Below are 13,864 nucleotides of genomic sequence, written 5' to 3' on the forward strand. Positions count from 1 at the left end.
AGGGATGTCAGTGTGAAAGGATGGCCTGCAGGAAGGCCTGGGTGCGGGGTTCGCGCGGCGCGTCGAAAAACACGTCGGGCGCGGCCTGCTCCACCACGGCGCCGGCCTCCATGAAGATCACGCGGTCGGCCACGCGGCGGGCAAAGCCCATCTCGTGCGTGACCACCACCATGGTCACGCCGGTGCGCGCCAGGTCCTGCATCACGTCGAGCACCTCGCCCACCATTTCGGGGTCGAGCGCGGAAGTGGGTTCGTCGAACAGCAGCACCTTGGGCTCCATGGCCAGCGCACGCGCAATGGCCACGCGCTGCTGCTGGCCGCCCGAGAGCTGGCCGGGAAACTTGTGCGCGTGTTCGGCCAGGCCCACCTTGGCCAGCAGGCCGCGGGCGCGCTCTTCGGCATCGCGCTTGAGCAGGCCGCGCACGCGCAGCGGGCCCAGCGCCACATTGGCCAGGGCCGTGAGGTGGGGAAACAGGTTGAAGCTCTGGAACACCATGCCGACCTCGGCGCGCACCTTGGCAAGGCCTTTGCCGCGCACGACCTTTTCGCCGTCCACCGTCACGTCGCCGTGCTGGTAGTCCTCCAGCAAATTGAGGCAGCGGATGAGGGTGGACTTGCCCGAGCCCGAGGGCCCGATGACCACGACCACTTCGCCGAGCTCGATGTCGAGGTCGATGCCCTTGAGGGCTTCGAAGTTGCCATAGGACTTGCGCAAGCCCCGGATCTGGATCAGTGCGGCCATGGGTGGGTGTCTTGAGAGGAGCGAGGCATCAGCGCAGGCTGGCGCGGTGCCGGGTTTCGAAGTAGCCGACCAGCCGCACCAGCGGCAGCAGCAGGATGAGGTAGAGCACGGCCGCGCCAATGAGCGGTGTGGGGTTCGCGGCGAGCGCCTGGGCCTGCGTGGCCTGCTTGAGCAGGTCGGGCATGGCCACCACCGAGGCCAGCGCGGTGTCCTTGAGCACGTTGATGCAGTTGCTGGTGAGCGGCGGCACGACGATGCGGAACGCCTGCGGCAGGATCACATCGCGCATGCTGCTGAAGAAGCTGAGGCCAATGGCGTCGGCCGCCTCGAACTGGCCCTTGGGAATGGCTTCGATGCCGGCGCGAAAGATCTCGGCCGTGTAGGCGCACGACACCATGGACAGCGCGAGCGCCGCCGCCGTGAAGGACGTGAAGCGCACCCCCACGAAGGGGAGTGCGTAGTACACCAGGACCAGCAGCACCAGCAGCGGGATGGAGCGGAACACGTCGATGTAGACGCGCGCCAGCATGCGCAGCGGAAGCGGGCCGTACAGGCGCAACAGCGCCATGAGCAGGCCCGACACCAGCCCCGACACGATGCTGACCAGCCCCAGCAACACGGTGACCCCCAGGCCCTCCAGCAGCAGCGGGAAAGCCCCTTTGAAAACGGGCCAGTTGAAGAAGGTGGCGGTCAGGTCCATGGGGTCGGGGCGTTGGTCTCGGCAGCAGGGATCAGAGCTTGGGAACGGGCATCACCTTGACGGTGGACGAGGTGTCGGGCGGGGTCGTGCCGAACCACTTCTTGTGGGTGGCCGAAATGAAGCCCTCCTTCTTGAGCGTGGTCAGGATGTCGTTGATCTTGCCGGCATCGGCAAAGGTCTTGGAGAACATGAACGAATAGCGCTCGGCCGTGGGAATGCGCGATGCGATGCGGTATTGCGGCTTGTCCTTGATGTAGTACTCCACGGCCGGGATGTCGCTGATGTAGCCATCGATGCGGCCGGCGGCCAGGTCGAGCATGGCGGGGGCCAGGCCTTCGTAGCGGCTGATCTTGGCGATCTTGAGCTTGGCGGTGTTCTCGGTGGCATAGATGTCGCCGGTGGACGCGGTGTCCACACCCACGGTCTTGCCGCCCAGGTCTTCAAGCTTGTTGATGGAGGCGGTTTTCAGCACGGCGAGCGACTGGTCGCTGTCGTAGTAGGGCTGGGCAAAGGCCAGCGACTCCAGGCGCTTGGGCGTGATGGTGATGGAGGAGATGGCGATCTGGATGCGGTTGGACTGCACAGCGGGGAACAGGCCGTTGAACGGGATGTTCTCGATCTGCACGGTCTTGCCGGCGCGCTTGGCCACCTCGTTGACGAGATCGATCTCGAAGCCGACGAACTTGCCCGAAGCGTCCTGGAACTCCCACGGCACGTTGCCGATGTTGGCACCGACCACCCAGTCGGCCGCCCAGGCGGGGGTGGCGGCGGCAGTGGCCGCGGCGAAGGTGAACGCAAGCCTTGCGGCCAGTGATTTCAGTTTCATGGTGAGGTACTCCGGGTTGTGAAGAGGTGGGCTGGGTCGCCGGGCCTGTGCACCCACGGTGGTCGGTGCGCGTTGTGCGGCTGTTGCACGATATCAAAATGGAATGAACAAATCAATATTCTTTGGAATGAAATGTTTGTTCCATTGTGGTGCGCCATGCCCGTATTTGTGCCCTCTTGCGCACTCGAATGGGGTGCGCACGAATCGCCTCGCGTTGCGCATGCTCAATGTGCCGGGACCACCCTCACCAACAATGGCCCCACCCACCCACTCACGCGTTGTCCGGAACAAGGCACCTGCATGTCGACCCTGCTCATGACCGAACCCGTGCAGCTCGGCAGCCTTGCCCTGCCGGGTGATCTGGTGATCCCGCCCCAGGCGCTGGGTGTGGTGATGTTCGTGCACGGCAGCGGCAGCGGGCGACGCAGTCCACGCAACCGATGGATGGCCAGCGCGTTCCAGAAGCACCACCTCGCCACCTTGCTGTTCGACCTGCTCACCGAAGAGGAAGCGCAGGACCCCCGACTGGTGTTCAACATCGCACTGCTGGGGCAGCGCGTGGTCGAAGCCATCCACTGGGCCGATCACCACCCCGACCTGGCGCAGTTGCGCCTCGGCTTGTTCGGCGCGAGCACGGGCGCGGCCGCCGCGCTGGTGGCGGCCGCCGCGCGGCCCGACCGAGTGGCAGCGGTGGTCAGCCGCGGCGGTCGCCCGGACCTGGCCCTGGCCACCCTGCCGCGGGTGCAGGCGCCCACGCTGCTGATCGTGGGCGGGCTGGACACCGAGGTGCTGGCACTCAACCGCATGGCTCTGCGCCAGCTGCATGCGCACAAGCGGCTGGAGGTGGTGCCCCACGCGAGCCATCTGTTCGAGGAGCCCGGCGCGCTGGGCAGCGTGGCGGTGTTTGCCACGAGCTGGTTCGAGCAGCACCTGTGTGCCGGGAGACACGCATGAATGCCTTGTGGTGGACCGACAGCGACCTGCCGCTGCGCTCACGCGGCTGTGCCTTGCTCTACCCGGGCGCGACCATGCCCCGCGCGCCCTTTGAAAACCGCACACAGGCCGGGCGCGAACTGGCCGACGCGCTGCGCGCCATGGGTCCGACGGGACCGCTGGTGGTGCTGGCCCTGCCGCGTGGCGGTGTGCCGGTGGCCGCCGAGGTCGCGCGCGCGCTGAACGCCCCGCTGGACCTGCTGCTGGTGCGCAAGATCGGCGCCCCCTTCGAGCCGGAGCTGGCCGTGGCGGCGGTGGTTGAAGGCACGCCACCCGATGTGGTGCGCAACGAGGAAATCTCCAACCTGCCCGGAGTGGACGAGGCCTGGATCGAGGCCAACCTGCCCGTTGCACTGAGCGAGATCGAGCGCCGCCGTGGCGTGTACATGGGGGGCCGACCACCGCAGCCGGTGGCGGGCGCCACGGTGATCGTGGTTGACGACGGCATCGCCACCGGCACCACGATGAAGGCCGCGCTCCGGGCGCTGCGCCGACGCCAACCGGCCCGCCTGATCGTGGCGGTGCCGGTGGGGCCCCATGCCACCATCGCCGAGCTGAGCGACGAAGTCGACGAGGTGATCTGCCTGCAGGAGCCACGGCCATTTCGCGCCATCGGCCTGCACTACCTCGACTTCCACCAGCTGAGCGACGACGAGGTCTGCGCCGCGCTGACCCCGTTCAGGCCGGTGGTGCAGGCTCGGCGGCAAAGCTGACCAGAACCAGCTCGGCGACACCGCTGCGGCCGGCCACGCGGCGCGTGCGCACGCGCAGGTGCTGCAGGCCGATGCCGGCAAAGTCGTGGCTCACAAGGCGGTCTTCGCCCGGGCCCTCGCCAGGAGCGGGGCCGTCGAGCAGTTCGTGCATGGCGGCAAAGTCCCACTGCCGCTGGCCAATGTCGTAGAAGGCGCGGCCCAGCGTGTCGGCGGCCTGCCCGCCGAACAGGTGGAGAAAGGCGCGGTTGGCGGTGAGCACCTGGAGCTGCCGGTCCAGCACCACCAGCGGCTCGTAGGCGGTGTCCACCACCGCTTCGGCTAGGTCGCGCGCCTGACGCATGGCCAGGGCCAGCACGCGCTCGGTCACATCGTTGAAGGTCAGCACCACGCCGTCAATGACGTTGTCCGTGGTGCGGTAGGGTTTGATGCGCGCCAGGTACCAGGTGTTGCTGGCGGTGCGCACCTCGCGTTCCACGGGCGTGAGCGTGTCCAGCACGGCCTGCGCGTCGGTGAGCAGGTCCACGTCCTGCAGTTCGCAGCGGATGTCCGACAACGGGCGACCCACGTCGGACGGCATGAGGCGGTAGACCGCCGTGGCATCGCGCGTGAAGCGGCGGATCAGCAAGCGGCGGTCGAGAAAGATCGAACCCACGCTGATGTTGTCCAGCAGGTTCTTCATGTCGTCCTGCATGCCGGTGAGCTGCTCCACCTTGGTCTGCAGCTCCGAGTTCACCGTGACCAGTTCCTCGTTGACCGACTGCAGTTCTTCCTTCGAGGTTTCCAGCTCTTCGTTGGTGGACTGCAGCTCCTCGTTGGTGGACTGCAACTCCTCGTTGGTGGACTGCAGCTCCTCGTTCGAAATCTGCTGCTCCTCCACCATGGCGCCCAGTGTCTGTTTGCTGAGCATGAGCTCATGCTCAAGCTCCTGCACCCGCTGCGCTTCGGAGCTGGCACCGGCCTTGCGCCGGCGCGCCGGGCCGCGTGTGGACGGGTGCTCCTGCTCCTGGAAACTGAAGAGCAGCAGGTTGCGGCTGGGCGCATGGCCGGCGAGCGCGCGCACGCTCAGGGTCACGGTGCGCACATCTCCACCCAGCTTGAGCGCCACGTCGTGGCTGAAATTGGTCAGGCCACCGGCAGCTGCTTTCTGCAGGGCCTCGCGCACCTCCATCTGCAGACCTTCGATGGCCATGTCCACCACGTTGTGCGTGGGCTGGCCTGGCGCCAGGCGCAGGTAGTGCCCGGTCTCACCGTGCACGAACAGGATGTCGCCCTGCAAGTCGGTCAACACCGAGGCCGGGGCAAAGGTCTGCAGCAGCGTGCGCCGCGCCAGGTCGGCCGCAGCGGTTTCGCGCGGTTTGACCACCGCCGCCGGCACCACAGCGCCCTGCCCGTCCGTGGTCCATGACAAACGGCTGCTGATCACCGCGCGCCGGGATGCCACGGTGGGCCGGGCGCGGTAGATGTTGAGCCGGCGGTCCAGGGCCTCAAACAGTTCACCGTGGCTGCCGATGCTCTCGGAGGGCGAGAGGCACAACACGCCGCCGGGACGCAGCGCGTAGTGAAAGATGGGCACCAGCCGCTCCTGCAGTTCGGGCTCCAGGTAGATCAGCAGGTTGCGGCAGGTCAGCAGGTCCAGGCGGGTGAACGGCGGGTCCTTGATCACGCTCTGCACCGCGAACACCACCATCTCGCGGATCTCCTTGCGCACGCGGTAACCACTCTCTTCCTTGACGAAGAAACGGCGCAGCCGCTCGGGCGTCACGTCCTGGGCGATGTTGGGCGGATACAGGCCGGCGCGGGCCACGGTGACCGCATCGGCGTCGATGTCGGTGCCGTAGATCAGCACCGGCCAGTCGCGCTTGTGCTCGTCTGCCAGCTCGCGCAGCAGCATGGCCACCGAGTAGGCCTCTTCCCCCGTGGCACAACCGGCCACCCACACGCGCAGGGCTTCGTTCTCGGGGCGGTGGGCCAGCAGCGCGGGCAAGACGTCGCGCTTGAGCATGTCGAACACGGCCGTGTCGCGGAAGAAGCTGGTCACGTTGATCAGCAGCTCGCGAAACAAGGCCTGCACCTCGGGTGGGTGTTCCTTGAGAAACCGCTCGTAGGTGGCCATGTCGTCGATGCCCTGCTGCATCATGCGCCGCTCGATGCGCCGGCCCAGCGTGCTCTTTTTGTACTGCGAGAAGTCGTGCCCGGTGCCCAGGCGCAGCTGCATGAGCACGCCCGTGAGCCGGCGCGAGGCTTCGTCGCCGTCGGCAACCACGGGGCGCGAGCCCAGGCGCCGCGCATGCGCCTGCAGCAAGGCAGGCATGGCCTCCACCGCCAGCGCCTGCGTCGCAAAACCCGACCTGAGCGCGCTGGAGGGCATGCCGTCAAAACGCGCGGTGGACGGCTCCTGCACCAGACCCAGACCGCCCGCTCCGTGAATGGCTCGGATGCCCAACGTGCCGTCGGTGCCGGTGCCCGAGAGGATGATGCCCACCGCCGCTTCGGCGCGGTCGGCGGCCAGCGCACGGAAGAAGCTGTCGATGGGCAGGTGGCGCCCGCGCGGCTCGCTCGGCAAGCTCAGTCCCAGCACGCCGTGTGTGATCACCATGTCGCGGTTGGGCGGGATCACGTGCACGCGGTTGGGCAACACGGCCATGCCGTCGGCCGCCTCCACCACAGGCATGGCGGTGCTGCGCTGCAGGATCTCGGCCAGGATGCTGGGGTGCGTGGGATCGAGGTGCTGCACCAGCACAAAGCCCATGCCGCTGTCTCCGGGCATGGCACGCAGGAATTGTTCGAACGCCTCCAGCCCGCCGGCCGACGCGCCCAATGCCACCACCGGACATCCCGCGTCCACCGCCTCTGCATTCGCCGGGGTGTGCACACCCCCATTGCCGCCGGGTGGCGTTTGCTGCTTTTTTTTCGTGACCATGTCCGCTCCTCGATGCCCGGTATTGTCACCCGGGCATGCCGGCCGCTGGCTCAACCCCGCTCGGGTGCGGTCCCGAGTTCGGCGTTGCCGATCTGGTGCTCCAGACCAAAGCGGATCAGCGCGGCCGTGCTGTCGAGCTGGAGCTTTTCCAGGATGCGCGTCTTGTGAGTGCTCACCGTCTTGATGGACAGGTGCAAGGCCTCGGCAATGTCGACCAGGCGCTCGCCCGCCACGATGCGCTGCATGATCTCGAGCTCGCGGTTGGACAGGGCACCGAGATCGCTCGCGGTGCGCCGCCCGTTGAGCTGCTGCACCACGCGCTCGGCCAGCACCGAGGTGACGAACACCCCGCCCGAAGCCACCTTGCGCACGGCAGACACCAGTTCGTCGCTGGCGCTGTCCTTGGTCACATAACCCCTGGCGCCGGCCTGGAAGGCGCGCAACGCGTACTGCTCCTCGCTGTGCATGGTGAGCACGAGCACGGCCACGTCGGGAAAACCTTCCTTGATGCGGTGCACGAGATCGAGCCCGCTCATGCCGGGCAGCGACAGGTCGGCAATGACCAGATCAAACGGCTCGCGGCGTAGACATTCCAGCGCCTGGAACCCGGTGCCCGCTTCGGTGATGGTCCACTGGTTGCCCTGCGGGTCGAGCAGGCGCTTGAGCCCCTCGCGCACCACGGTGTGGTCGTCCACCAGCAGCAGGCGCAGATGGGTCTGCTCAGGGGCCTCGGTCATGTCGGTCGTCCCGCCCGGTCGACCGGGGTTTCCTTCAGGTCCAGGTTCTGCGTCAGCCGCAGGCCGATCCAGCCCGAGGGATCGGGCGTGGCGTCGAACTCCAGCCGCCCACCCGCCAGGCGGGCCCGGTGTTCGAGGATCAGGGAAGGCTCCGAGCGCACGTCCAGATGCCACGGCGCCTTCATCTCGCCGCCCCGCGCGCGCAGGTTGAGGATGAACTGCCCCAGCGGGCGCTGCACATCGATGACGAGTTCCGAGGCCTTGGTCTCGTGCAGCAGGTACGAGAGCGATTCCTGGAAAAAGCGGTAAAGCGCCAGCGACACTGCGCGGCCCAGCGGCGGCAGGTCGTTGTCCATGCGCAGGGACAGTTTCAGGTTCAGCCGGCGCGCTGTGTCCTTGGCCAGCCAGTCGAGGGCGGCATGCAGCCCCAGATCGTTCAGCATGGGCGGGCGCAGGTCGAAGGTGATGCGCCGCACCAGCGCGAGCGCCTGGTCGATCTCGTTGGCCACCTCGCTGCTTTCGGGCAGGTTCGCGACGCGGATCTTGATCGCACTCAGGCGCTGGCCCAGGTCTTCGTGCAGCTCCAGCGCCATGCGCCGGCGCTCCGATTCGCGGGCGTCGGCGTCGATCGCGGCAATGCGCCTTTCCACCTCGGAACGCATGCGGTCGGTGACATCGGTGATGGACACCCGCAAGGTGGGCGCTCCATCGTCCGCCAACACCCGAACGCTGTTGATGGCGGCGAACCAGTGCAGGGTACCGTCGGCAAAGTTCATCGTCAGGTCGATGCGCTGCGGCGTTTCGCGCGCCAGGGCCCAGCGCAGGTAGAGGTGCCAGCGATCGGCTTCGTTCGAACTCACAAAACGCGCCAGCGGCTTGCCCAGCAACGCAGCGCGCGGCTGGCCCAACAGGCCGGCGCCGGTGAGGTTGATTTTGGTGATGCAGCCCTGAGCGTCCAGCGTGCAGTAGCCCACCGGCGCAAAGTCGTACAGGTCGCGGTAGCGGTCGTGCGCGGCGGCCAGGTCGGACTGGGTGCGCTGCAGCTCCTCGTTCTGCTGCACCAGTTCGACCTGGTGCACATGCAGTTCGTGTTCCAGCGACTCACGACTGGTGGTGGATGAGTTGGTTGACTCACTCATGGATTCTTCTCCTTTGAACAACAGCCTCAATCCAGATGGCCTCGCGTGGAATCGTCGAACAACGGCTCGCCCGCGTCCTTGTCGAAATCATCCTCCGCCGGGGCCGGTGGCTGTGCCAGAGGCACATGCACCACCAGCCGGGCGCCGCCCTCGGGCACATTGCCCACCGACAGGCGTCCGCCCAGCATCAGAACCCGCTCCCGGATGCCCAGTAGGCCGAAGGAGCCCTGGCCGTGCGAACGAAAGCCGCGGGCAAAGCCTACTCCATTGTCCTGAATGGTGAGCAGCAGTTCGTGGTCGCGGCCCTGCAGCCCGATCGACACGCGGGTGGCCCTCGCATGGCGCGTGATGTTGGTCAAGGCCTCCTGCACGATGCGGTAGAGCGTGGTGGCCAGGGGGGGCGGCAGTTCGCGCAGCCCCTCGCCCAGCCGGGTGTCGACCTCGATGCCAGTGCGGCGCTTGAACTCCTGCACCAACCAGTCGATGGCCTCGGGCAGGCCGAGGTCGTCCAGCATCAGCGGGCGCAGGTCCATGGCGATGCGCCGCGCCGAGGCCACGGTCTCGTCCAGCATGTCCAGCATGAGCTGCGCGCGCTCGCCCACAGCCAGGTCCGGGTGGTCGCGCTGGCAGGCAATCATTTCCAGCTTGAGCGCGGTGAGCCGCTGGCCCAGTTCGTCGTGCAGCTCGCGGGCGATGCGCCTGCGCTCCTCTTCGCGCGCCTCCACCAGGCTGGCCGAGAGTTCGCGCAGGGTACGGCGCGAGCGCAGCAGGTCTTTCTTTTCACGCGAGCGCTGGGTGATGTCGTTGATGACCATCTGCACAAAACTGCGTTCGTGGTCGGGCAGCACCGCCACCACCAACTCGACATCGCGCACCGAACCGTCGGCGTGCTGGATGGATCCCACCACCATCGACACGCCTTCGTCCCGCTCGATGTCCCGCAGCTTGCTGCGCACCTGCTCGTGCGACGGCGGCGAGAGCACCTCGAAGATCGAACGACCGATCAGGTGCGCCGGGTCCGGCAAACCGATCAGCTGCGCGCAGGCCTGGTTGGCGAACACCACCCGGTCCCGCTCGGTGATCCAGATCGCCACCGGGGCACGCTCGAAGAGGGCGCGCAGGCGCTGGTTGAGCTGCTCGATCACCGAGCTCATGCGGCTCAACTCACTGAGATCGCGCAGCAGCGCGGTGTAGTAGGTCTGGTTGCCCGATGGCTGGGCCACCTCGCTCTTGAAGATGGCCGCCTCCAGCGGGAATTCTTCACCGCTGGCGCGAACGCCCATCACCCGACCGCGTTGGCCCATCGCGCGCTCTGTCTCACCGGAAGCGCCAAACTGCCGCACATGGTCCGCGTGCGCCTCGCGCAGGCGCTGCGGAATGAGGCGAGCGAGATCCATGCCCAGCGCCTGCTCGCGGGTCAGGCCGAACATGCTGAGGCCGGCGGGGTTGATCATGACGATGCGCTGCTGCTGGTCCACCGTGATCACGCCTTCGAGCGCGGCGTGGGCCAGTCGGGGCTCCGCCAGCGCTTCCGGGGAAACGGAAGGGCGAAGGGTCTTGGCATGGGGCGCGGATGAAGTCACGGAATTGGTGCTCGCGGGATACCTCTGGGGGCATCTTAGGAAGGTTTGGCCGGAACGAACAGCCCCGCGCGGCAGCCGGACTTGATCCACATCAAACCGCCCATCCATGGGGTAGGAATTGTCCGAGTCGCGGGTGGGAATCGCGCCCATCGCGCAGCGCAGCAATCCGAGCACAGGTCGCGGAGGAATCCGATGGTGCCGCCGCCAGCACCGGCGCATTCTTGCGCTCGACCCGGAAGAACGCACGAGGAGACTGTTTTGAACCCACCCAACCACACCCCGGCATGCAACGCACCAACCCCCATCAGCCGCGGCTCAACACCCGGACGCAGCAGCCTGGCCGACCTGTTGCGCATGCTGGGCAACGACACCATGAACACGCCGGAGACGGCACTTGCCGCCAGCCGCATGGTGCTCTGCCTGCGCCGGGTGCCCGCTGGCGACCCCCTGTTCCACATGGGGGCGCCCAGCGATGCGCTGTACTTTGTGTGCAGCGGCACGTTCAAGATCTTCCGCACCGACGAAGATGGCTACGAACAGATGCTGGCCTTTGCCGGACGCCGGGAGGTGCTGGCCTTCGACGCGCTGTGCATGGACTTCCACCCCACCGCCGCCACCGCGCTGGAAGACGCCACCGTGTATGTGGTCCCCAAGGCCGATCTGCCTGCCCTGAGCCGGGCGGCGCCGGCCTTGGAGCAGGAACTGCGGCGGGCTGGCAGCCAGGCGCTCACCCGCACGCGGGAACTGGTGGACGTGATGGCGGCCGTGGCCTCGGAGGTCCGGCTCGCACGCTTCCTGTTGCAGCTCTCGAACCAGATGGCCGCCAGCGGCCAGTCGCCGCGGCGCTTCCACCTGCGCATGGGCCGGCGCGACATCGCCAGCATGCTCGGCGTGGCGCACGAAACCGTGAGCCGCTCCTTCACCGCGCTGGCCATGGCCCGCCTCATCCATGTCAACGACCGCGACGTGGAAATCCTGGACATGGCGGGTCTCCAGGCCTACTCGCGCAGCACCCGCCGAGCCATGGACGACCTGGGGGCAGCGTCTGCGCGCCGCTCCCTGCACCAGCGCGGTGGCGCCGGCAAGTCCGCCCGCCTGCAAGCCCTGCCCGCTTGAACGGATCGACACCATGCAACTCACCCTGCCCTCCCTGATCGAGTCGCGCATCGGCCAACTCTCGCGCCCGCTGGCGCTGCAGTGGCCCGGTGGCCGCGCGGGCGCCGCCGACGCACCGGTGCGGCTCAAAGTGAACGACTCCCAGCAACTCAAGTGGCTGGTCAGCGGCCAGATCGGCACCCTGGCCGACGCTTACGTGCGCGGCGACCTGGAGATCGAAGGCAACCTGCGCGAAGCGGTGGAGATCGCCGCCGAACTGGCCGGCGATCCGGTGGGCCAGGGACATGCCCACCTGGGCGCCCAGCTGCTGCAACACCTGCGCTCGCGCTGGTTGCACCGCCCGCACAAGGACGCCGAGCAGGTGCGCTTTCACTACGACCTGAGCGACGACTTCTTCGCGCTCTGGCTGGACCCGCTGCGCGTGTACTCGTGCGCCTACTACGAGCACAACGACATGACGCTGGCGCAAGCGCAGGAGGCCAAGCTCGAACACATCTGCCGCAAGCTTCAGCTGGAGCCCGGCCAGTTGCTGCTGGACATCGGCGCGGGTTGGGGCGGGCTGCTGCTGTGGGCCGCCGAGCACCACGGCGTGCACGCCATGGGCATCACGCTCTCGCGCCACCAGCACGCCCACGTGAACCGCCTCATCGACGAGAAAGGCCTGCGCGACCGGGTCACCATGCGCCTGCTCGACTACCGCGATTTGCCGCCCCTGGCGCGTTTTGACCGCATCGCCTCGGTCGGCATGTTCGAGCACGTGGGCAGCGCCCAGCTCGACAACTACTTCGGCCGGCTGCAACGCCTGCTCAAACCTGGTGGCCTGCTGCTCAACCACGGCATCACCGCTGGCGGCGTCGACAACCCCCAGCTCGGCGCCGGCCTGGGCGACTTCATCGGCAAACACATCTTCCCCGGCGGCGAACTGGTGCACGTGTCGCGCGTGGCGCGCAGCCTGAGTGCATGCGGCCTGGAGCTTCTGGATGCCGAGAACCTGCGACCGCACTACGCCCGCACCTTGTGGGCCTGGTCAGACGCGCTGGAAAGCCAGCTGGAGCGCGCACGCGAAATCACCAGCGAGGCCACGGTGCGCGCGTACCGGCTGTACCTCGCCGGCTGTGCCGTGGCGTTCGAACGTGGCTGGATCTCGATCCACCAGTTGCTGGCCTCGCGTCCCACCGGCGTGGTGAACAACACGCCGCTGCGGGGAGCGCAGTCGGACTACCCCTTCAACCGGCGCCACATCTACGCGGCAGAGCCCGCGTGAGGCATCCGAGCAGACCAACACCATGAAAACCGCTGAACCACCCAAGGAGGCGTGCTGACGAAAGCCACACCGAAACCGATCTTCCTCACCCGCCGAATCTGGGCACCCGCCCCGTCAAGCGATCCAGAAAACTTAGGTTTTTTGCCTGGGCTGGACTACCCTTCACTTTCGCTATCAGAATCTACAACTTGGTCAGTCATGCGAATCATGGATGGTCTCATTATCCTGACTTCTATGCTGTGGGTGGCGACTGTGCTTTGTGCGGTCTCTCCATCGCACGCCGACTCTCTGGCTGCCCCGGTGTCGGTCATCGAAGTCATCACGGCGGAAGTCCCCGCGAACCTCCTGGCCGAAGAAGAACACCCGGACCATGATTCCACGGCCCAGGCCCATCCCTCCTCGAATGAGGCCCCCCATACAGAGGAAAAATCCGAGCTCGGCTCGGCGATCTTCAACCCGTTTTCGCAGGCAGCACGCCAGCGTTCCGGGGCGTCCAGCCAGGGCCCGCCTTCCGACTTCGGCGCCCGGTTCGCATGGGAAGCGGTCACCCTGGTTGCGGTGCTGGCCGGCGTCGTCGCTGTTGTCCTGCTGGCGCGCACGCAAGAGCCCGGGTCAGATTCCTGATGCCCAGTGGGGCGGACGTCTGTGCGTTTTTTATTTTTCATATCTTTCTTACAAAGTTAAGCTTTTTTAAGAAATGACTTGCACCCTTTTTACGTTTCCCATACATTTGTCGACCTGGTGACAACACTGCCAGAGAGTCGACCACCGATCAGCCGAGCTCCCCGGAGCCAACGACCCCACGGCGCGCCGATGTTCATTTCGCGTTGAGAAGAACGACGGAGGAGCATATGCAAGGCCCGAATCTGAAGCCCATGTCGCACCTGGCGCAATCGACCTGTGCCGACATGCCGCGCGAGTTGCCGACCACCATCCACCCCCCTCTGCGCGGCGTTCGCAAGACGGCCGCCTTCACCCGCGCGCGCGTGCGACGACGGGCACCCCTCTGAGATCACAGCCCCCGGCTTGACCCGCGTCTTCTCACCGAGAAGACCTCAGGGTCGCGCTGTGCATCTCTCCTTTTCTCCCGACAGGTTTTCTGGCTGGCGCCCGCCAGCCGCTCGCTTGCCT

Annotated in this window: 13 protein-coding genes; 6 read left to right on the forward strand and 7 right to left on the reverse strand. The window is 66.9% G+C overall.

Annotated features, from left to right (window positions below; all coding sequences use genetic code 11):
- Nucleotides 1–7: 7 nt before the first annotated feature.
- From BSY239_RS10550 to BSY239_RS10560, 3 genes are read right to left on the reverse strand one after another with little or no spacing between them, the layout of a single operon-like run.
- A complete protein-coding gene (locus tag BSY239_RS10550; protein WP_069046810.1) occupies nucleotides 8–742 on the reverse strand; it encodes an amino acid ABC transporter ATP-binding protein in 735 nt (244 codons plus the stop codon).
- A gap of 28 nt (nucleotides 743–770) precedes the next feature.
- Nucleotides 771–1,442: an amino acid ABC transporter permease gene (locus tag BSY239_RS10555; RefSeq protein ID WP_069046811.1), complete on the reverse strand. Its 672-nt coding sequence runs from the start codon at nucleotides 1,440–1,442 to the stop codon at nucleotides 771–773.
- Nucleotides 1,443–1,473: 31 nt separating this feature from the next.
- On the reverse strand, nucleotides 1,474–2,268 hold the full coding sequence (locus BSY239_RS10560; protein WP_069046812.1) for a transporter substrate-binding domain-containing protein: 795 nt from the start codon (nucleotides 2,266–2,268) through the stop codon (nucleotides 1,474–1,476).
- A gap of 300 nt (nucleotides 2,269–2,568) precedes the next feature.
- Between BSY239_RS10560 and BSY239_RS10565 the strand changes: the two genes are divergently transcribed.
- Both BSY239_RS10565 and BSY239_RS10570 read left to right on the forward strand, forming a co-directional pair.
- Nucleotides 2,569–3,222 carry a dienelactone hydrolase family protein gene (locus tag BSY239_RS10565; RefSeq protein WP_069046813.1) on the forward strand — a complete coding sequence of 218 codons (654 nt, stop codon included), beginning with the start codon at nucleotides 2,569–2,571 and terminating at the stop codon, nucleotides 3,220–3,222.
- The gene (locus BSY239_RS10570; protein WP_236944175.1) at nucleotides 3,219–3,974 is read left to right on the forward strand and encodes a phosphoribosyltransferase; all 756 of its coding nucleotides are present in this window, start codon (nucleotides 3,219–3,221) and stop codon (nucleotides 3,972–3,974) included. The genes BSY239_RS10565 and BSY239_RS10570 overlap by 4 nt, the downstream gene beginning before the upstream one ends.
- Here the strand turns inward: BSY239_RS10570 and BSY239_RS10575 are convergent.
- Genes BSY239_RS10575 through BSY239_RS10590 form a run of 4 tightly spaced genes read right to left on the reverse strand, consistent with a single transcriptional unit; the run spans nucleotide 3,940 to nucleotide 10,353 of the window.
- Nucleotides 3,940–6,894 carry a chemotaxis protein CheB gene (locus BSY239_RS10575; RefSeq protein ID WP_083239918.1) on the reverse strand — a complete coding sequence of 985 codons (2,955 nt, stop codon included), beginning with the start codon at nucleotides 6,892–6,894 and terminating at the stop codon, nucleotides 3,940–3,942. The genes BSY239_RS10570 and BSY239_RS10575 overlap by 35 nt on opposite strands.
- 50 nt (nucleotides 6,895–6,944) lie before the next feature.
- The gene (locus BSY239_RS10580; RefSeq protein WP_069046814.1) at nucleotides 6,945–7,631 is read right to left on the reverse strand and encodes a response regulator; all 687 of its coding nucleotides are present in this window, start codon (nucleotides 7,629–7,631) and stop codon (nucleotides 6,945–6,947) included.
- Entirely contained in the window at nucleotides 7,628–8,770 is a 1,143-nt protein-coding gene (locus tag BSY239_RS10585; RefSeq protein ID WP_069046815.1) for a sensor histidine kinase, read from the reverse strand. The genes BSY239_RS10580 and BSY239_RS10585 overlap by 4 nt, the downstream gene beginning before the upstream one ends.
- A gap of 26 nt (nucleotides 8,771–8,796) precedes the next feature.
- Entirely contained in the window at nucleotides 8,797–10,353 is a 1,557-nt protein-coding gene (locus BSY239_RS10590) for a PAS domain-containing sensor histidine kinase (RefSeq protein WP_172823095.1), read from the reverse strand.
- A 258-nt stretch (nucleotides 10,354–10,611) separates the two neighbouring features.
- Here BSY239_RS10590 and BSY239_RS10595 point away from each other — a divergent pair, with 258 nt between their 5' ends.
- From BSY239_RS10595 to BSY239_RS22420, 4 genes are all read left to right on the forward strand, one after another.
- Nucleotides 10,612–11,469 carry a Crp/Fnr family transcriptional regulator gene (locus tag BSY239_RS10595; RefSeq protein WP_069046817.1) on the forward strand — a complete coding sequence of 286 codons (858 nt, stop codon included), beginning with the start codon at nucleotides 10,612–10,614 and terminating at the stop codon, nucleotides 11,467–11,469.
- Nucleotides 11,470–11,482: 13 nt separating this feature from the next.
- The gene (locus BSY239_RS10600) at nucleotides 11,483–12,733 is read left to right on the forward strand and encodes a class I SAM-dependent methyltransferase (RefSeq protein WP_069046818.1); all 1,251 of its coding nucleotides are present in this window, start codon (nucleotides 11,483–11,485) and stop codon (nucleotides 12,731–12,733) included.
- Nucleotides 12,734–12,784: 51 nt separating this feature from the next.
- Nucleotides 12,785–13,357 (forward strand): hypothetical protein, encoded by a 573-nt coding sequence (locus tag BSY239_RS10605; protein WP_156775456.1) that lies wholly within the window; start codon nucleotides 12,785–12,787, stop codon nucleotides 13,355–13,357.
- Nucleotides 13,358–13,584: 227 nt separating this feature from the next.
- A complete protein-coding gene (locus tag BSY239_RS22420) occupies nucleotides 13,585–13,743 on the forward strand; it encodes a hypothetical protein (protein ID WP_156775457.1) in 159 nt (52 codons plus the stop codon).
- Nucleotides 13,744–13,864: the final 121 nt, after the last annotated feature.

The organism is Hydrogenophaga sp. RAC07 (assembly GCF_001713375.1).
In the GTDB taxonomy this organism is placed as follows: Bacteria; Pseudomonadota; Gammaproteobacteria; order Burkholderiales; family Burkholderiaceae_C; genus Hydrogenophaga.

Coding starts and splice junctions, on each gene's coding strand:
- BSY239_RS10550 (WP_069046810.1), bottom strand. CDS start 742: ATGGCCGCACTGATCCAGATCCGGGGCTTGCGCAAGTCCTATGGCAAC.
- BSY239_RS10555 (WP_069046811.1), bottom strand. CDS start 1,442: ATGGACCTGACCGCCACCTTCTTCAACTGGCCCGTTTTCAAAGGGGCT.
- BSY239_RS10560 (WP_069046812.1), bottom strand. CDS start 2,268: ATGAAACTGAAATCACTGGCCGCAAGGCTTGCGTTCACCTTCGCCGCG.
- BSY239_RS10565 (WP_069046813.1), top strand. CDS start 2,569: ATGTCGACCCTGCTCATGACCGAACCCGTGCAGCTCGGCAGCCTTGCC.
- BSY239_RS10570 (WP_236944175.1), top strand. CDS start 3,219: ATGAATGCCTTGTGGTGGACCGACAGCGACCTGCCGCTGCGCTCACGC.
- BSY239_RS10575 (WP_083239918.1), bottom strand. CDS start 6,894: ATGGTCACGAAAAAAAAGCAGCAAACGCCACCCGGCGGCAATGGGGGT.
- BSY239_RS10580 (WP_069046814.1), bottom strand. CDS start 7,631: ATGACCGAGGCCCCTGAGCAGACCCATCTGCGCCTGCTGCTGGTGGAC.
- BSY239_RS10585 (WP_069046815.1), bottom strand. CDS start 8,770: ATGAGTGAGTCAACCAACTCATCCACCACCAGTCGTGAGTCGCTGGAA.
- BSY239_RS10600 (WP_069046818.1), top strand. CDS start 11,483: ATGCAACTCACCCTGCCCTCCCTGATCGAGTCGCGCATCGGCCAACTC.
- BSY239_RS22420 (WP_156775457.1), top strand. CDS start 13,585: ATGCAAGGCCCGAATCTGAAGCCCATGTCGCACCTGGCGCAATCGACC.